This is a genomic window from Pseudoalteromonas sp. T1lg122 (genome assembly GCF_002964825.1).
Lineage (GTDB): Bacteria > Pseudomonadota > Gammaproteobacteria > Enterobacterales > Alteromonadaceae > Pseudoalteromonas > Pseudoalteromonas gelatinilytica.
This window is the reverse complement of the sequence record NZ_PQCG01000032.1, coordinates 674477-692797: the sequence shown is the minus strand read 5'-3', so window position 1 is coordinate 692797 and position 18321 is coordinate 674477. Positions and strand designations below refer to the sequence as shown.

Genomic DNA, 18321 nt, shown 5'->3' with positions numbered 1-18321 from the left:
TCATTTATGTCATTATTATTAGATGCAATTAAACAGTCTGGTCAGCACGAACAAACCGCGGTTGACCACGACCAAGCAGCGCTTGCGCTCAAACAACAACAAGAACTTACACGCTATCGCCGCTTAGCTTTTTCATTTGGCTTATTATTGGCGGCCATTTTAACCTTGATGGCAGGCTTTTCAATTGGTAAATGGTTACAACAAAATAAACCATTTGCTGAGCAGCCAAAAGTTGTGAATAACAGCCATGAAGCCACTGAAAGCGCTGCGACTGAGGCTCAAGTAAGCCCTGAATCGCAACAACCCGCTAAGCAAGATCAAGTTGCCCAACCACACACTCAACAAGCTGCTAATAACCCAGCTCAAGTAACCACAATGTCGCAACAAGGGCAGTTGATGCAACCAGCCATGGGGCAGCAACAAATGATGCAGCAGGTGCCAGTGCAAGGACAGCAATACCAGTGGGTGCAAGTTCCGGTAAATTCAGCACCTGTGTACGCGAATCAAGGTTATCAAGTACAGCCGCAATATCAGCAGCAAGCTGTGTATCAAAATCAGCCTGTATATCAATCGCAGCCACAATTTTCTCAACCAATGCAAATGCAGCAGATTAACCCGCAACAAATGAGCAGCAATGGCATTGATCTAAGTAAGTATAAGGTGCTGGGTAAGCCACTTGATGGTCAACCAACTCAACCCGCATCGCAATCATCAACCAATGATGAGTTAAGAGATGTGCCAGATACCTTAAAGGATGCCTTTGCTAAAGCGGTTGAAGATGTTGATAACGCACACAGTGTTGATATTACTCGAAGCACTAAAAATACCTCGTATGCTGAGCCGATTGAGCTATTACCCGATGCGCTGCAAAGCCTAATTCCTACCATTAAATATCAAGCGCATATCTATGCGTCTGAATCATCAAAGCGTTGGATTAAGTTAAACGGTAGAGAATTATACGAAGGCGATAACATTGGTGTGCTATCTGTGGTTGAAATTACCCCTGAGCAAAGCTTATTAAGCTACGATGGCTATGAGTTTACCCTAAAAGCATTACAAGACTGGCCTGAATAGCCAGTCTTTACTTTAAGGGATTAAGGTAAAATCGCGTTCTTAAAAAAGCGGATCAGATCGATATTAAATTCAGCAGGCCTGACTGCTGATTCTAAACTGTCATGACAGCGGCTGTTTGCCAAATCAATATCCTGCACTTCGGTATAACGCGCATGTTTAGCGTGATAAAACACTTTAACTTGAGGTTTTAAAGGGCTGGTTGGGTTACTGTGAGTGACCACACCTAACTTTTGACTTTCAAGTTTCACTAAGGTGCCAACCGGGTGAATACCAATACATTGAATAAACTTAGTGACTAGGTCTCCATCAAAGCTATCTGGGCAGCCTTCTTTGAGAATTTTAAATGCCTTAATTGGCTCCATGCCTGCTTTGTAGACCCGCTCAGCGGTTAGTGCATCATACACATCGACAATCGAAGCCATGCGCACATACAAGCTGATCTCTTCACCACTTTTACCAAACGGATAGCCACTACCGTCTAAGCGCTCGTGATGGAATCCTGCAATATCCACCGCAATTCCACTTAAACCTGACTGCTCTAAAATTTCTTTGCTAAAGCGAGCGTGGTCTTGAATGGTTTTATATTCGTCATCGGTTAACTTGCCTGGTTTATTAAGTATTTCATCAGGAATGTTTATTTTGCCGATATCGTGTAGTAATGCGCCGGTGGCAATTTCTTGGATTATCGATTTTTCTATTCCTAAATGTTTGGCAAAAATACTGATTAAAATCGAAACATTGATTGAATGTTCAAGCAGATAGGCATCTTTTTCGCGCATACGTGTGATACAAGCAAGCGCATCTTGGTTACGAAAAACCGAATCAATAAAACCACTTGCGAGGTCTTTAAAAGGGGCGATATCAATTTTGTTGCCATCGCGGATATCATCAAATGCTTTGCTTTGCAGTGTTCTTGCTTCGTTGTATAAGCTGTTTGCTTTGCTCATTTCTGCTGACACGCTATGGCTGGTGTGCCAAGGATTAAAGGTCTCTGAATTGGTCGCAGGTTTCGCAATATCTTGTTGCTCGACCACTTTATTATCACTGTCTAAAGTCAGTGTTTTATCCGGATCGATTGAAATTTCTAATATACCTGCCTTGATCAGTTTATCTATACTTCCCTGCGTTTTTACCCAACCTTGGTTTTTTATACGGATCTTGCCTGTTTGTTTTGTCACGCTTTGTACAAACATGCCCGGCTTAAGTTGATTGATAGGGAGTGTTTTCAAGGCCTTTACTTCTAGTCAAATACAATACTATAAAACTAGCAGAAAATTTGTACCTCGGTAAATAAGAATAATGAAAAGGTATCTTTAATACTAAAAAGCCCCCGCAAAATGCGAGGGCTTTTAATTTACTCAGGGAATGGTAACTCCCTTACTGAATACGATTATTCGTCGTCTTCAACTAAGGTCATTAGAGATGTATTACCACCTGATGCCGTTGTATCAATACTGATTGTTTTCTCAGTTAATAAACGTTTAATTAGCGTGTCGTAGTACTCAGAGCTGATCACTGGCAGAATCGCACCTTTACGTTGTGCTAGCTGCTGGCTGAAGTAGCCTAAGCGTGATGAACGTGCAGCAACAACTGCACCAGCAAGGTGAGGGTGCGCTAAAATTGCTTGTAACTGATTAGGTTTAGCAACTTGGAATACACCTTCAGCAATACCTGTAGAGATAAACTTGTCTCTGAACGCAACCGCTTCTTCGTAGAATAACTCTGATGCAACAGTAATTACGGTGTTACCTGCCGCAAGTGCTGTGATAATCGAAATTGCCCAGAAGTTAAATGACGTACTCTTATCAGCATAACAAACCACACAGCCACGAGGCTCTAAGTGAAGCGTGTTTGATTCACCCGTTGGTCCCGGTAATACAGTGTGCTTACGCATGTGTTTTTCAAGGCGGTTAAGCTGCGCACGTGCATCAGCTAGTGTTAATGCTAAGTCATCAGCTAGCTCGTCGATGATCTCTACCGTTGCTACTTTCGCAAGTAATTGACGTACAGCAGAAACACGGTCGTTTAGCGGTGTCGCACGCCAGATTTTCTCGTCGCGTAATGAATTTTCCATCAGCTTAGCAACTTGCTCAGCTGCACCAGAGAAGTTATGTGTATCTAACTCATCAGGTGTTAGGTTTGTCATTTGTACGTTATCTGGTGATGCTTTTTCTTTCACTAGACGTTGTAAGTAGTTTGGACCACCGGCTTTAGGACCAGTACCAGAAAGACCACGGCCACCGAAAGGTTGTACGCCTACAATCGCACCGATCATATTACGGTTGATGTAAACGTTACCTGCACGTGACATCTTCGCTAAGTATTCACAACGTTCTTCGATACGTGAATGAACACCCATCGTTAGACCGAAGCCAGTGCCATTTACTTGGTCAATTACGTTATCAAGCTCTGAGCCTTTGAAACGGATGATGTGTACACATGGGCCAAATACTTCGCGCTTAAGTACAGATAAATCTTTGATTTCGTATAAACGAGGCGCAAAGAAGTAAGCACCATTTTCGTTGTTATCAGGGATCGCACATTCGTAATGAAGTGTTGCGTTACCTTTTAAGTACTCAACGTGCTCGTTTAGGTTCTTCAGTGCTTTCTCGTCGATAACTGGACCGATATCCGTTGAAAGTAGTGAAGGATCGCCAACGTGAAGCTCTTTTAAAGCGCCTTTGATCATATCAATGATGCCGTCTGCAACGTCTTCTTGTAAGAACAACACACGTAGTGCAGAACAACGTTGACCAGCACTTTGGAAACCTGAGCTGATCACATCGTCAACAACTTGCTCTGGTAGAGCGGTTGAGTCAACGATCATACAGTTTTGACCACCAGTTTCAGCGATAAGCGGTACTTGGATATCATTACGCGCAGCAAGCGTTTGCGAAATAACAGTACCGGTTTCAGTTGAACCTGTGAACATAACTGCTTGAATACGCTCATCAGGAACGATTGTTTTACCTACTTCGCTACCACGAGCAATAACAGGCTGTACAACGTGCTCTGGTAAACCTACAGATAGCATAAGCTCAATCGTACGAAGGGCGATTAAACTTGTTTGCTCAGCAGGTTTTGCAATAACAGTGTTACCTGTCACGATAGCTGCAGCAACTTGGCCTAAGAAGATAGCAAGAGGGAAGTTCCATGGGCTGATACATAAGATCACACCACGCGCTTCAAAACGCTCGTCTTGTGATAATTCTTCAGCGCGTGCAGCGTAGTAGCGGCAGAAATCCACAGCTTCACGTACTTCATCGATACCGTCTTGAGTTACTTTACCCGCTTCTTTGATACACAGAGCCACTAGCTCATCGTGGTGACGCTCTAGGATATCAGCAACGCGGCGTAGTAAGTTTGCGCGCTCTTTAACAGGTGTTTGTGACCATGATTCAAATGCTTTTTCTGCATTTTCTAAAAGTGCAGTCATCTCTTCTGATGATTGTAACTTCACATGACCAATGATTTCTTTATGGTTTGCAGGGTTCTTAACTGGGATAGAACCTTCTGGCACTGCGCTTAATTCAATGCGGTGCTCAGCAAACCAAGTATCAAGGTTTTCTTTAAATGGTGTAATAACATTGATGTCAGTTAAGTCCATGCCTTTCGAGTTTGGACGCTCATCACCATATAAATCAATTGGCATCTTAATTTGCGTGTTGTACTTGTTACGTAAACCTTGCAGCGTTTCTACAGGGTCTGGTAATAGTGATTCAACTGGTTTAGTGGTATCAACAATCGCATTTACGAATGAAGAGTTAGCACCGTTTTCTAATAACGACGTACTAAGTATGCAAGTAAGTCTTCGTGTTGACCTACTGGTGCGTAAACACGACATTGAATTTTTTCTTGCTCAACGATTTGGTCGAATAATGACTCACCCATACCGTGTAGGCGTTGGAATTCGAAACCTTCATGGTCACCTTTAGCAACTTCTAAAATAGTTGCCGCAGTGTAGGCGTTGTGTGTAGCAAATTGCGGGTAAAGTACATCGCGCGCTTCAAGTAGTTTGATAGCACATGCTTTGTACGAAACGTCAGTCGTCGCTTTACGTGTAAATACCGGGTAGTGATCTAAACCATCTTGTTGAGTGGTTTTGATTTCTGTATCCCAGTATGCGCCTTTAACAAGACGAACCATTAATTTACGACCAACGCGGCGGGCAAGTTCTGCAACCCATTCAACCACAAAAATAGCGCGTTTTTGGTATGCTTGAACGGCTAAACCAAAGCCATTCCAGTTACCTAAATCGTCATCGCTGAATACCGCTTCAATGATATCTAATGAGATGTCTAAACGGTCAGCTTCTTCAGCATCAACAGTGAAGCCGATGTCGTAGCTTTTAGCTGCAAGTGCAAGCTCTTTTAGCTTAGGTACGATTTCAGCCATCACACGCTCACGATGAGTAAACTCATAACGTGGGTGAATCGCAGAAATTTTAACTGAGATACCAGGGCTCTTGATTGGGCCACGGCCATTTGCTGCTTTACCAATCGCGTGGATTGCCGTCATGTAGCTTTGGAAGTAACGCTCAGCATCTTTCATGGTGCGCGCGCCTTCACCTAGCATATCGTATGAGTATACGTAGCCTTTTTGCTCTTTATCAGCAGCACGTTCAATCGCTTCGTTAATAGTACGACCCATAACGAATTGCTTACCCATGATCTTCATTGCGAAGTTCACAGATTTACGAATAACAGGCTCACCTAGACGACCAATTGTTTTCTTCAGAACACCGAATTGCTGTTCTTTAGATTTGTCGCTGTAGTTAACCATTTTACCGGTTACTAACAGGCCCCAAGACGATGCATTTACAAATAGAGAGTCACTGCTACCTAAGTGCGAGCTCCAGTCACCTTTAGCAAGTTTGTCACGAATTAGTGAGTCTTGCGTTGCTTTGTCTGGTACACGTAGTAGTGCTTCTGCTAAACACATTAATACCACACCTTCTTCACTTGAAAGTGAGAACTCGTTTAGTAGTGCATCTACACCGCTTTGACCATCCTGATCGCGACGGATATTTAAAACCATTTGACGAGCACGTTCCCACGCTCGGCTACGCGCTTTCACGCCTACTTCAGCCAAAGGCAAAATGTGATCAATCACCGCATTTTCATCAATACGGTAGAAATCACGGATCTTTTGTCTGATTGGACATTCAGTTGTCAAATCGCCATTAAATAGCATAAGTAACCCTCTGGTATGTGGAGTCTAGAAATGAACTTATTGCATTTCTTACCATTGATATAATTCGTGCATTCTAATTAAAATTCAGCAGAATATGCTGGTTAAATTTTTCGATTTACGATAATTTACAGGGCATACCGTTAACTTAGCCGCATAAAATTCTGTTATGACCAGTCCGAATAGATTACGCATGTTAGATCGCATCGATTTAGCAATTTTAGACGCTCTGCAAAAAAATGGCAGAATATCGAACGTAAACCTCGCAAAACAGGTAAACCTGAGCCCAAGCCCGTGTCTCGATCGCGTAAAACGTTTAGAACAAGAAGGCTACATCGAAGGCTATTACGCAAAGCTTAGCGAAGCAAAACTTAATCAGAGCTTGTTAGCACATGTGCAGGTATCGTTAGTGACTTCGAATACATCAGTATTTAAAGTGTTTCGCGAATATATTTTAAATATTCCTCAAGTTGTTGAATGCGACATGGTGGCTGGTGGCTATGACTACTTATTAAAAGTACGAGTCTCAGATATGGATGAATATCGCCAAGTATTGGGTGATTTAGTGGATATTCCGGGGGTGGGGACACACCACACCTATATGGTGATCGAAAAAATTAAACAAGATACCGGATTAAGATTCGATATATAGATACAAAAAAAGCACCAACAGGTGCTTTTTTTAATGACTATTTAGTAGCTTATGCCCAGCCGTCGTAACGTTTACGACGAGATAACACCACCGTTAAGATAATACCTATCAGTAAGCCTATAAATGCAATTGCACCGCCATAAGTAAGTAGCTGGCGTTTCTCTTTTGCACTTGCTGTTTGCTTAGCGTTACGCTCAGATTCAATGGTATTTTTTAGCGTTTCGATTTGCTCACTCAGGGCTGCGTTTTGCTCTGTTAGTAATTTGTTCTGTTCTTGAAGTTGTGGCAGTTCAATTTCAGCCTGACGAAGTTGCTCTTGCATTACCGTCATGTCGTTATTCAATGCCTGAAATTGTTGTTGGATACCGGCGTTTTCAGTGATGAATTTTGATTCAACCCAGCCTTCGCGATCTTTATCGTCACGAATTTTAAAGTAGCCGTTATCTTCACCTGATAACAACACAATTTGAGTACCCGCATCAACTGAACCCAAAATGCGGTAGTTTTTGCTCGGACCTGAATGCATAAAGGTGTACAGGTTATCGACTATGTAGGCGGTGTTTTGGCTGTCGCTGCTTGGCGCTTCTTCTGCGTAGCTAATAAAAGAGGTGGCCGCAAGGAGCAACCCAAAAATACACTGTTTTAACATCAATCTGCCTTGTTAATGTGATCTTGCCTAGAAGTGGCTAAATTTATAATTTCTTTATGTATAGAGATAGTAGGGATTTCAACTATTAATAGCAAGGCTGATATTGTAATCCATGGATGAGCTTGGTCGCAAAAATCAGGAAAAAATTTGCATTAAGTAGCTGCTTTGTTTATTTTGATCACTTATTTATTTTAAATGTACTCCGCAAAACGAATGGATACTGAGATAGAACTGAAGTTTTTGGTGTCAGATGCCGTTGTTCCACTGATCCCCGCATTAATTACCCAATTTGCAAAAACCGTTACCAACAAACCGTCGCGCAGCTTACAAAATGCTTATTACGATACGCCAAGCCGAGAATTACGTGCTTTAGATATTGGCTTACGTACTCGCTGTTGTGACAACCAGTGTGAGCAAACGATTAAGCTTGCTGGCGAAGTCGTTGGTGGCTTACATCAACGCCCAGAATACAACTTACCACTAACAGGTAACCGCCCAGATTTACTCGCATTTGATGCTGCTATTTGGCCTCATGGTATGCAAGTGGGTGCTATTGCAGAGAATTTATACCCAATTTTTAGCACTAACTTTATTCGCCGTACTTGGTTAATTGAAACTAATAACGGTGCAAAAATTGAAGTGGTGTTAGATAAAGGTGAAGTTGCGGCATCGGGTCAGGTTGAGCCAATTTCTGAACTTGAAATCGAACTAATCGAAGGTAGTCGTAGTGAGTTGTTTGCACTGGCTGATAAATTGGTTAGTGAAAGCCATGTTCGCTTAGGGCTTTATTCTAAAGCAGCACGGGGCTATCGCCTTGCGGATGACAAACCATTAAAAGCAAGTAAATCAATTGGTTTTGTGCCGCTAAAAAGCGATGCCACACAAGAGCAAGCGCTGGTAGAAAGTATCAACTACGCGATTCGATTTGTGCAAAAACATGAGGCCTGTTACTTCATTAAACCTAGTCTAAAAACTCTTAAGCGTGTCACAGACGGTATTCGTTTAATTCGCCATACGTTTTGGCTGTTTGATGACATTGTCAGTAAAGACGACACCGACTCATTGCGCACAGAGTTAAAGTGGTTATTGAGCGAATTAGCGTGGGTTGAAAACGCAATTCAACTAAAAACCTATACATCAAAGCGTCACGCATACTACAAAAAAATCAACAGTGCGCCTGAGCTCACGCAAGTTATTAATGACTTAAAAGAGTTACAGCCAAGCATTGAAGATATCGAAACTCTGTTCCATAGCACCCGATATAACCGCTTACTATTGCAATTAACAACGTGGTTAATTGAAAAGCAATGGCGTAAATCATGGGGGCAAGCTGAGTTTCAGGCAGCAGAAAAACCGGTTGCCGATATTGCTAAGCGTTTATTTGCCAAAGATTGGCACGACATGCATGAGCTTATCCCTGAGCAGCAAGTATTTACCGATAAAGACTATTTATCACTGCGCACTCGCTTAGAAAACTCATTGCTTAGTGGCAACTGTTTAGGTGCTTTGTTCGATAAAGAAGACAGAAACGAGTTTCGTATGCCATGGGTCGATATCTCTCATGGTATTTACGAGTTAAGTACGCTTGAGTATCTAAAGCAGTTATGCGCAGGACAAGACGATTTAGAGCTGGCAAAAATTCAAGCATGGCTTGATCAAAAGTCAGAGTTTTTAGTCAGTGCAATGGAGCAAAGCCGTCACGCTTCATTTAATACTGATCCCTATTGGCTGTAAGTAAATGCGCTTTTGCCTATGGATGGGGTTAGCTTGGTTGAGTATATCAGCCTGGGCTAACCCTATTGAATGGCAAACCTACAAACAGCAAGACGACATCACCGTAAGCTATAAAAAGCATGAAACCGGTATTATTGAAATTAAAGCTTCTGTGCTGGTGAAAAATGCCAAAGCCAGTGACTTTATGGCATTGCTCAGTGATACCGACAATGCTGCTAACTGGCTTGAGAATGTCAAAAGCGTGACGCTAATGGAGCGCTTAAGTCCCTCAGAAACCCTTGTTTATACTCATTTTAATTCACCTTGGCCGGTGTCAGACCGTGACTTGGTGAGTTATTCTTGTTATCACGCTTTAGATGAGCACAAAACCGAGTTACAAATCAAAAGTCAGCCTTATGCAAAAGCCGAAGTTGCAGGGCTTGTACGCATCAAAGATCTCACCGCTTATTGGCGCTTAGAACAGCAACAAAGTAACTTGTTAGTGAGCCATCAAGCCTATGCTGATCCAAGCGGTTCCATTCCGCATTGGTTAAGTAACAAAGTGTCGTTAAAAAGTGTTTATAAAACGCTACAAGCACTGAGAGAACAATTAACCAACAATCAGTTTTCTAGAGCGAATACACGCAGCATTCCCGGCACGTGTCAGCCGTTAAATTAGCTCATCATCGGGTGACATCGCTTAGATTTACACATATCATCGCTGTAATTGCGATTTTGAAGGGTTACCATGAAAGAGCCAAAAATTCCCCTAGTTAATAAGCCAAATGGCATGGGCTTTGGGCGTATTTTAAAAGCAACAAAATGTTCTATTAAAGGTTTTAAAGCGGCATTTAAAGAAGAGTCTGCATTTCGTTCTGAAATTTATCTAGGCGTGTGTTTATTACCCTTATCTGTCGTACTTGCGCAGTCATTAAATCATTGGCTAGTACTATTTATTCCTTATTTATTATTGTTAATTGTCGAGTTACTTAACTCGTCGATAGAAGCGCTGACTGACCGAGTAGGGATTGAGTACCATGTGTTATCGGGTCGTGCTAAAGATATGGCCTCTGCGGCAGTAACATTGTCACTGCTTATTCTTGCTTTGGTATGGGGTGTGGCTGTTTACGAAAAAATAGTAACCTACCTTTAAATCAGACATAAAAAAAGCGCCGAAAGGCGCTTTTTTCATTTTATCTAACCTATTACAGGCCAGCAGCTGCGCGAAGTGCGTCTGCTTTGTCTGTACGCTCCCAAGGGAACTCATCACGACCGAAGTGACCGTAAGCCGCAGTCGGTTGATAGATAGGACGCTCAAGATCAAGCATTTGGATTAAGCCGTAAGGGCGTAGGTCGAAGTGCTCACGTACTAATTCGATTAGACGTGCTTCTTCTAATTTACCAGTACCAAATGTCTCGATGCTGATAGATGTTGGCTCTGCAACACCGATAGCGTAAGAAACTTGTAGCTCACACTTGTCAGCAAGGCCAGCAGCAACCACGTTTTTAGCAACGTAACGTGCAGCGTATGCAGCTGAGCGGTCAACTTTTGATGGATCTTTACCAGAGAAAGCACCACCACCGTGACGAGCCATACCGCCGTATGTATCAACGATGATTTTACGACCTGTAAGACCACAGTCACCCATAGGACCACCGATTACGAAACGGCCAGTTGGGTTGATGAAGAACTTAGTTGCGCTAGAGATAAGCTCAGCTGGAAGCACTGGCTTAATGATCGTTTCCATTACCGCTTCAACTAAGTCGTTTTGTGAGATTGAATCACAGTGTTGAGTTGAAAGAACAACTGCATCAATACCAACAGGCTTACCATTTTCGTAAGCAAATGTTACTTGAGATTTAGCATCTGGGCGTAACCAGTTAAGCTCACCGCTCTTACGAACTTCAGCTTGACGCTGAACTAGACGGTGTGAATAAGTGATTGGTGCAGGCATTAAAACATCAGTTTCGTTACATGCATAACCGAACATTAAACCTTGGTCACCAGCGCCTTGGTCTTCTGGACGAGCACGGTCAACACCTTGGTTGATGTCTGGAGATTGTTTACCGATAGTGTTTAGGATTGCACAAGAGTCAGCATCGAAACCCATATCTGAGTGTGTGTAACCGATTTCACGTACTGTTTTACGTGTGATTTCTTCGATATCAACCCAAGCGCTAGTAGTGATTTCACCACCAACCATAACCATACCAGTCTTAACGTAAGTCTCACATGCAACACGGGCATGAGAATCTTGCTCTAAGATAGCATCTAGAACCGCGTCAGAGATTTGGTCCGCGATTTTATCCGGATGACCTTCAGAAACAGATTCAGAAGTAAATAAATGTTTTGCCATTGTATTTCTGCTCACAAATATTGCGCTTCACAAACGTCGGTAATAGCGCTAAAAAATTAAGGGGCGTATTTTATCTAAAACAAATATGTTTGCATAGTAATTTTACGCCTAGACGTCCATTTAAAATTACTAATAACGTATTGTTCTTAATAAACGCCCATAATTGGTGCATTTAATGCGGATTTTTAATTGCACTGTACCCTTACAATAAGTAAGAATGGGGCTTCATAAACAACCAGCGCAAATACATAAAGGTAGGAGAATTCATGCCATCACGCAAAGAACTTGCAAATGCTATTCGCGTCTTATCAATGGACGCAGTACAACAGGCCAAATCTGGTCACCCTGGGGCCCCTATGGGCATGGCAGATATCGCAGAAGTACTATGGCGCGATTATCTAAAGCATAATCCAACAAATCCAGAGTGGGCAGACCGAGATCGATTTATTCTTTCTAACGGCCACGGTTCAATGCTGATCTATTCTCTACTGCACTTAAGTGGCTATGACTTACCACTAGAGGAAATTAAAAACTTCCGTCAAATGCACTCAAAAACACCGGGTCACCCAGAATATGGTTATGCACCGGGTATTGAGACTACTACAGGCCCATTAGGTCAAGGGATCACAAATGCTGTGGGCATGGCAATTGCCGAAAAAGCGCTTGCTGCACAGTTTAACCGTGAAGGTCACGATATTGTTGACCACTTCACGTATGCATTCATGGGCGATGGCTGTTTAATGGAAGGTATTTCACACGAAGCCTGTTCATTAGCGGGTACATTAGGCCTAGGTAAACTAGTTGCGTTTTGGGATGACAACGGCATCTCAATTGATGGTGAAGTAGAAGGTTGGTTCAGCGATGACACGCCAGCGCGCTTTAAAGCATACGGCTGGCACGTAGTAAGCGATGTAGATGGTCATAACCCAGATGCAATTCGCGCCGCTATCGAAGAAGCGCGTAGCATCACTGATAAGCCATCGTTAATTTGCTGTAAAACAATCATTGGTTACGGTTCACCTAATAAATCAGGTAGCCATGACTGTCACGGTGCACCACTAGGTGAAGACGAAATTAAAGCATCTCGTGAGTTCCTAGGTTGGACTGGCGAAGCATTTGAAATTCCAGCTGAAATCTACAGCGAGTGGGATGGCAAAGAAAAAGGTAAGCAACTAGAAGCTAGCTGGGACGAAAAGTTTGCCGCTTACGCAAGTGCATACCCTGAACTTGCTGCTGAGTTTACTCGCCGTACCAATGGTGAATTACCAGCTGATTGGACTGAAAAGTCACAAGCTTACATCGAAGAGCTACAAGCAAACCCAGCAAACCCAGCAACACGTAAAGCATCACAAAATGCATTAAATGCGTTTGGTCCGTTACTACCAGAATTCATGGGTGGCTCTGCTGACCTTGCTGGTTCAAACTTAACGCTTTGGGATGGTTCAAAAGGCTTAGAAGCAAACGATGCAAGCGGTAACTACATTTTCTACGGCGTACGTGAATTTGGTATGTCAGCGATTATGAATGGTATTGCACTGCATAAAGGCTTTATTCCTTACGGTGCTACATTCTTAATGTTCATGGAATACGCACGTAACGCAGTACGTATGGCTGCACTAATGAAGCAACCAAGTATCTTCGTATACACGCACGATTCAATTGGTCTAGGTGAAGATGGTCCAACGCACCAACCGGTAGAGCAAATCGCAAGCATGCGTTTAACGCCTAACCTAGTGAACTGGCGTCCATGTGACCAAGTTGAGTCTGCTATTGCATGGCAACAAGCTATTGAGCGTAAAGATGGCCCAACGTCACTGATTTTCACTCGCCAAGGCCTTGAGCAACAAGCGCGTACTGCACAGCAGTTAGCCGATGTGAAAAAAGGTGGTTACGTACTTAGCTGTGACGGTGAGCCAGAGCTTATCCTTATTGCAACTGGTTCTGAAGTACAGCTTACACAAGATGCCGCTGCAGAACTTCGTTCACAAGGTAAAAAAGTACGCGTGGTATCTATGCCTTCAACTGATTTATTTGATGAGCAAGACGCTGCATATAAAGAAAGCGTACTACCAGCAAGCGTAACACGCCGCGTAGCAATCGAAGCGGGTATCGCAGACTACTGGTACAAATATGTAGGTTTAAATGGCGCAGTAGTTGGTATGACGACCTTCGGTGAGTCCGCTCCTGCTGATGAGCTATTCAAGCACTTTGGTTTCACTGTTGAAAACATCGTAAACAAAGCAAACGCCTTGTTTTAAGCTTTAGCCGCTAAAATTTAAAAGCCCGCCCTGTAAAACCACAGCGCGGGCTTTTTTGTGTTTGACTGGTAGGTTGGGTAGAACGGAGTGAAACCCAACACCTTTGCAGCTTTCAGCCGTCAGCCATCAGTTTTAAAAAAAACTCACCGTAAGCGTGAAATTTATTTCGCGCGAAAATTGTGTCTAGCTATTAACCAATAGCTTTGATATTAATAGGCTATAAAACAAGCAAAAATAGCCGCGATAAAACGCCTATTTGTTTTTTACTTATATTTTCTGCTCAAGGATGGTTATGAAAAGTTATCCAAAAGTGTTGGACCCTAATAAAGTCGGCGAATATGCTGGTTTGGCAAAATCTGGTGGTGGTTACGTGTGGGATGAGGTACTAGAATATCGAGTTTGGTGCCACCCTCATAACGGTGCTCCTGATTTAGAAGAGGGGAGCGATTATTACTATGCTTTCGACACTTACGAAGAAGCACTGGAATGTAGTAATGACATACCTGGAGCTGAAGAGCCATTAGCATTAATTCTCCAGCGTGAATATATAGATGAGCCATCAACAGGGCAGTATAAGCATGTGAAAGAAGAAAGGGTCACTGAATGGCCAGTACAATTTCTTGAACGGCCAAGAAGAACCGAATCGACTATTCCTAATTTTATGTCTGTTGATGCACCAGAAAATAAACTGGATATCATTCGTGGTATTGCTTAAATGTAATATCCGCCAAACCTTGTATGGCTTAGGCGTACAAACAACGAATCAAGGTTAACCCCCAATAGTTAGGTTGGTGTGTTTCATCATGAAAAATCACATAAAAGAATAATCTCTTCAATCTCTTCGCTAATAGGTTTGCTTGTCGGGTTCAAGCTATTGGACTTTCTAAGAAGTGATAGATGCCTAGAGTTAAGTGGCAGCTTAACAGATCGGGGGGCGTGTGATTTTGGTGATGCAAGAGCTGAAGCAATACCCCTTGGCCTGCCCTCATTGGCTTTAGTAATTACTGTAAGTATTGTTATCTACTTCGTAGTAAATTATTTTATAAAACAAGTTTTTAAATCTCTTTAGAGATCTCAATGGAAGAACCTACAATCTCAGCAATGATGGAAGCATATTCTTTAGATGCTGTTGATTACGCTAAGTGTCATTTTGATATAACACTAGATTTTACGGAGTCGAGTGTTGAAAAAGTTGAACTCATAGTGTCAAAACTATATGACAGTATACCTAGGAGTTTTTTATCTAAATTGTTCTATGACAGCCCAAGTGACGATGAAATAGAAACTATCAGTAAGGTGTTAGGTGCATACATTGGTGGAGTTTTCATCCAAGAGCACGGTGGTGTCTGGGGTTATAACGATCAATTGTTAACGTTAGGAATTCAAAGTGGTGATAACTGGCTTTTTCCATGTACAAAAGTATTTAAACGATTAACAAAGGGTGAAGAAGATAGCCTAATTTGTTTCTATGAAATAGCTAAAAAACAATCTTGGGGGTCTTAATTTACTTCATACGAAGATAACAAAGTCTATACCTCTTAAAACAATGAGAATTGCAATTTATTACAGCTCAGAATTCATGACTCTGCATAGATATTCTTTCTCGTAGTGTTTAACTTGACGCGCTAAAGCACGACCTACCACAATTGCACGAGCTGCTCAAAACTGACAGCTTACAGCTAACCCGACTTGATTATTTCTCACTCAGTCCCCCTTGAATGCTAAACAGACAACTGGCAATGTCTGTAGCTTAATAACAAAACAACAGGAGTGAGGATGTCTCAGTTTGATAATGTAAGTGTGCTGAAAAAAGCCAATGTGTATTTTGACGGTAAAGTGTCTAGCCGTACTGTGGTATTTGCTGATGGCAGCACGAAAACGTTAGGTTTTATGCAACCGGGTGAGTTTGAGTTTGCAACAAGCCAAAAAGAGTTGATGGAGCTTAACGGTGGCAGTTGGCAAGTGCTATTACCCGGTGAGAGCGAATGGCAAACGATGCAAGCAGGGGAGTCATTTACAGTTGATGCGAATGTAAGCTTTCAAGTAAAAGTGAGCGAGTTTGCAGATTACTGTTGTTCGTACAGTTAATGAGCAGTTGTTAACCTCTCTGAAAAGCCCGTGTACTGCGGGCTTTTGCATATTTTATCCGCAACGCATGATCTAAATCATCTATGGTTACAATCAATTACTAAATATCTGCAATTTTTGCTTGTGTTAATTCAATTCGCCCCCAATACTGATTATGAGGTAACAAGAAAAAAGGATACCCTATGAAGATTAATATTTCTGGTCATCATGTTGACGTTACTGAGGCTGTTAGAGCTCATATCAACGAGAAATTCTCGAAAATTGCTAGCCATTTTCCATCATTAATATCACTTGATATTATTCTTTCAAAAGAACATCACAAACACCAAGCTGAGATCAGCACAACCTATGAAGGTGCGCGTTTATCAGTAAAAGGTGAGGACGAGGTGATGTACCCAGCAATTGCAAATGCTGCAAAAAAACTTGATGCATCACTGAAACATCGTAAAGGGCAAATGAAAGCCAAACTACACGAAAAGCCGGTCAGTACTACACCGGAAATTGCCCACGAAATCATTCAGGAAATGAACCTGACCTAATCACAGAGCGCTAGCCTAAGCGGCTAGACTTAAAACTAAATCTGAAAAAGCCAACCGTTGCGAAACGCTTGGCTTTTTTGGTTTTAATATTTAGCCGTCAGATTGAAGTTCCAAAAGTTAGCGAGTTGCTAGGGGAAAGAGTAAAGTTAATGAGTTAGAAAGAGTAAAGGGGAAAGTTTGCGAGATACGAGACGTAGGAGGCGTTTTAACGCCGAACAAACATGGAGATATCAGTCGTTAGAAGTCAGATTTTAAAAACAACGGCTTGACACAAGTGGTAGACAGTCTAGTGTTGCTAACTTGCTAACTTGCTAACTTGCTAACTTGCTAACTTGCTAACTTGCTAACTTGCTAACTTGCTAACTTGCTAACTTGCTAACTTGCTCTGCTTCCAATCTCACCTAAAACGCTGTAAGTTGCTTGTTACTAAGAATAAAACACACAAAGCATATGCAATCAGCAGTATCAAATTGGCAATCTAAATTAAATGCATTAGGGCCGGGAATTTTAATGGCCACAGCCGCCATAGGTGGCTCACATTTAGTGGCGTCAACACAAGCCGGGTCGTTATTCGGCTGGCAGCTATTTTGGCTAATCATAGTAGTTAATGTATTGAAATATCCATTCTTTCGATTCGGTATGGAGTACACCCTTGCGACCAAACAAAGTTTAGTTGAGGGCTACAAGCAAAAAGGGCCGGGGTATTTCTATAGTTTTATTGCGCTCAATATTGTCGCCGCGGTAGTAAATACTGCGGGGGTTTTATTATTAACGGCCAGCCTGCTGCACTACGCATTGCCTATCACTGTTTCTGTAACCTTATTATGTTGGCTGATTTTGGCTGTGTGTTTGCTCATTTTATTATTAGGGCACTTTAAGGCGCTCGATAATGTTTCAAAGCTCATTATGGGGCTGCTAACAGTTACCACTTTAGCTGCACTTGTTGTTGCTATTAATAATGGCCCGATGGCGCCTGTTGACTATGTGGGCCCGTCGCCGTATGAACTTGCTATGCTTGGCTTTATGGTCGCGCTCATGGGCTGGATGCCTGCGCCTATCGAAATATCAGCAATTAGCTCACTGTGGCTAAAAGAAAAGCAGCATCAACAAGTCGTGACAAAGCAACAAGGCTTGTTTGACTTTAATTTGGGCTACTGGCTTACCGCAGCACTTGCGTTAGTGTTTTTCTCATTAGGTGTGTTAGTGCAATATGGCCAAGCACAGGCAGTGCAATTAGGTGGAGTCGCCTTTGCAAAGCAATTAATTGATATGTATGCCCTTACCATGGGCGAGTGGGCAAGGCCTTTGGTTTCAGGAATCGCTTTTTTATGTATGTTTGGCACCACGCTAACAGTGCTTGATGGCTACGCCAGAACATTAAATGAGTCACATAAACTGCTACCGATTAAACAATCTAAACACAGTTTAAACATGTGGTTATTACTGCAAGCATTTGCTGGCATGGCAGTGATTTTATTCTTTAAATCAGCCCTTGGCCCAATGCTTACTTTTGCTATGACCCTCGCTTTTGTAACCACTCCTGTATTTGCGTGGCTGAACTTTAGTTTAGTGCGCTCAGAACCCAGCATTCATCACTCACCTTTATTACGCACCCTAAGCTGGCTAGGCTTGGTTTATTTAGTGGGCTTTGCGCTAGTGTTTTTGGTTTGGAAACTCGCTTAGTTAGCGAGTTACAAGGGGAAAGAGTAAAGTTAGAGCTGTCAGATTGACAGTTAGCGAGTTACTAGGGGAAAGAGTAAAGTTGTCGAGCTGCTTGACTTAGATACTAGGTATTTTAGAG

14 protein-coding genes and 1 pseudogene are annotated in these 18321 nt (G+C 42.3%); 11 read left to right on the top strand and 4 right to left on the bottom strand.

Annotated features, from left to right (window positions below; all coding sequences use genetic code 11):
- Window positions 1-6 precede the first annotated feature (6 nt).
- Entirely contained in the window at window positions 7-1074 is a 1068-nt protein-coding gene (locus C2M33_RS15535) for a general secretion pathway protein GspB (RefSeq protein ID WP_105174852.1), read from the top strand.
- A 20-nt stretch (window positions 1075-1094) separates the two neighbouring features.
- On the opposite strand, the gene C2M33_RS15530 is transcribed toward C2M33_RS15535, so the two are convergent.
- Both C2M33_RS15530 and putA read right to left on the bottom strand, forming a co-directional pair.
- Window positions 1095-2303, bottom strand: coding sequence for an HD-GYP domain-containing protein (locus tag C2M33_RS15530; protein WP_063703201.1), 1209 nt, complete (start codon window positions 2301-2303; stop codon window positions 1095-1097).
- A 161-nt stretch (window positions 2304-2464) separates the two neighbouring features.
- Window positions 2465-6267: pseudogene (gene putA, locus C2M33_RS15525) on the bottom strand (bifunctional proline dehydrogenase/L-glutamate gamma-semialdehyde dehydrogenase PutA).
- 166 nt (window positions 6268-6433) lie between these two features.
- Here putA and C2M33_RS15520 point away from each other — a divergent pair.
- Complete coding sequence (locus C2M33_RS15520) at window positions 6434-6916, top strand: winged helix-turn-helix transcriptional regulator (RefSeq protein WP_054551119.1); 483 nt, start codon at window positions 6434-6436, stop codon at window positions 6914-6916.
- Window positions 6917-6965: 49 nt separating this feature from the next.
- Here the strand turns inward: C2M33_RS15520 and C2M33_RS15515 are convergent, their stop codons facing one another.
- Complete coding sequence (locus C2M33_RS15515; RefSeq protein ID WP_063703206.1) at window positions 6966-7565, bottom strand: TIGR04211 family SH3 domain-containing protein; 600 nt, start codon at window positions 7563-7565, stop codon at window positions 6966-6968.
- Between the two features lie 213 nt (window positions 7566-7778).
- On the opposite strand from C2M33_RS15515, the gene C2M33_RS15510 reads away from it, so the two are divergent.
- The 3 genes from C2M33_RS15510 (at window position 7779) to C2M33_RS15500 (ending at window position 10431) form a co-directional block, all read left to right on the top strand.
- Window positions 7779-9299, top strand: coding sequence for a CYTH and CHAD domain-containing protein (locus tag C2M33_RS15510; protein ID WP_063703208.1), 1521 nt, complete (start codon window positions 7779-7781; stop codon window positions 9297-9299).
- Window positions 9300-9336: 37 nt separating this feature from the next.
- On the top strand, window positions 9337-9957 hold the full coding sequence (locus tag C2M33_RS15505) for an START domain-containing protein (protein ID WP_158679722.1): 621 nt from the start codon (window positions 9337-9339) through the stop codon (window positions 9955-9957).
- Between the two features lie 69 nt (window positions 9958-10026).
- Window positions 10027-10431, top strand: coding sequence for a diacylglycerol kinase (locus C2M33_RS15500; RefSeq protein WP_063703212.1), 405 nt, complete (start codon window positions 10027-10029; stop codon window positions 10429-10431).
- Between the two features lie 52 nt (window positions 10432-10483).
- Here C2M33_RS15500 and metK read toward each other — a convergent pair whose 3' ends face one another.
- Window positions 10484-11635 (bottom strand): methionine adenosyltransferase, encoded by a 1152-nt coding sequence (gene metK, locus C2M33_RS15495; protein WP_063703215.1) that lies wholly within the window; start codon window positions 11633-11635, stop codon window positions 10484-10486.
- Window positions 11636-11901: 266 nt separating this feature from the next.
- Between metK and tkt the strand changes: the two genes are divergently transcribed.
- The 6 genes from tkt to C2M33_RS15465 all read left to right on the top strand — a co-directional run bounded on the left by tkt (window position 11902) and on the right by C2M33_RS15465 (window position 18203).
- On the top strand, window positions 11902-13893 hold the full coding sequence (tkt, locus tag C2M33_RS15490) for a transketolase (RefSeq protein WP_105174851.1): 1992 nt from the start codon (window positions 11902-11904) through the stop codon (window positions 13891-13893).
- A gap of 292 nt (window positions 13894-14185) precedes the next feature.
- Entirely contained in the window at window positions 14186-14608 is a 423-nt protein-coding gene (locus C2M33_RS15485) for a GCN5 family acetyltransferase (protein WP_105174850.1), read from the top strand.
- A gap of 362 nt (window positions 14609-14970) precedes the next feature.
- Complete coding sequence (locus C2M33_RS15480) at window positions 14971-15396, top strand: hypothetical protein (RefSeq protein ID WP_105174849.1); 426 nt, start codon at window positions 14971-14973, stop codon at window positions 15394-15396.
- A gap of 273 nt (window positions 15397-15669) precedes the next feature.
- Window positions 15670-15981 carry a pyrimidine/purine nucleoside phosphorylase gene (gene ppnP / locus C2M33_RS15475; RefSeq protein WP_105174848.1) on the top strand — a complete coding sequence of 104 codons (312 nt, stop codon included), beginning with the start codon at window positions 15670-15672 and terminating at the stop codon, window positions 15979-15981.
- A gap of 182 nt (window positions 15982-16163) precedes the next feature.
- On the top strand, window positions 16164-16520 hold the full coding sequence (gene hpf, locus C2M33_RS15470) for a ribosome hibernation-promoting factor, HPF/YfiA family (protein WP_063703227.1): 357 nt from the start codon (window positions 16164-16166) through the stop codon (window positions 16518-16520).
- Window positions 16521-16970: 450 nt separating this feature from the next.
- A complete protein-coding gene (locus C2M33_RS15465) occupies window positions 16971-18203 on the top strand; it encodes an NRAMP family divalent metal transporter (RefSeq protein WP_063703229.1) in 1233 nt (410 codons plus the stop codon).
- The last annotated feature ends 118 nt before the right edge of the window (window positions 18204-18321 follow it).

Coding starts and splice junctions, on each gene's coding strand:
- C2M33_RS15535 (WP_105174852.1), top strand. CDS start 7: ATGTCATTATTATTAGATGCAATTAAACAGTCTGGTCAGCACGAACAA.
- C2M33_RS15520 (WP_054551119.1), top strand. CDS start 6,434: ATGACCAGTCCGAATAGATTACGCATGTTAGATCGCATCGATTTAGCA.
- C2M33_RS15515 (WP_063703206.1), bottom strand. CDS start 7,565: ATGTTAAAACAGTGTATTTTTGGGTTGCTCCTTGCGGCCACCTCTTTT.
- C2M33_RS15510 (WP_063703208.1), top strand. CDS start 7,779: ATGGATACTGAGATAGAACTGAAGTTTTTGGTGTCAGATGCCGTTGTT.
- C2M33_RS15500 (WP_063703212.1), top strand. CDS start 10,027: ATGAAAGAGCCAAAAATTCCCCTAGTTAATAAGCCAAATGGCATGGGC.
- metK (WP_063703215.1), bottom strand. CDS start 11,635: ATGGCAAAACATTTATTTACTTCTGAATCTGTTTCTGAAGGTCATCCG.
- tkt (WP_105174851.1), top strand. CDS start 11,902: ATGCCATCACGCAAAGAACTTGCAAATGCTATTCGCGTCTTATCAATG.
- C2M33_RS15485 (WP_105174850.1), top strand. CDS start 14,186: ATGAAAAGTTATCCAAAAGTGTTGGACCCTAATAAAGTCGGCGAATAT.
- C2M33_RS15480 (WP_105174849.1), top strand. CDS start 14,971: ATGGAAGAACCTACAATCTCAGCAATGATGGAAGCATATTCTTTAGAT.
- ppnP (WP_105174848.1), top strand. CDS start 15,670: ATGTCTCAGTTTGATAATGTAAGTGTGCTGAAAAAAGCCAATGTGTAT.
- hpf (WP_063703227.1), top strand. CDS start 16,164: ATGAAGATTAATATTTCTGGTCATCATGTTGACGTTACTGAGGCTGTT.
- C2M33_RS15465 (WP_063703229.1), top strand. CDS start 16,971: ATGCAATCAGCAGTATCAAATTGGCAATCTAAATTAAATGCATTAGGG.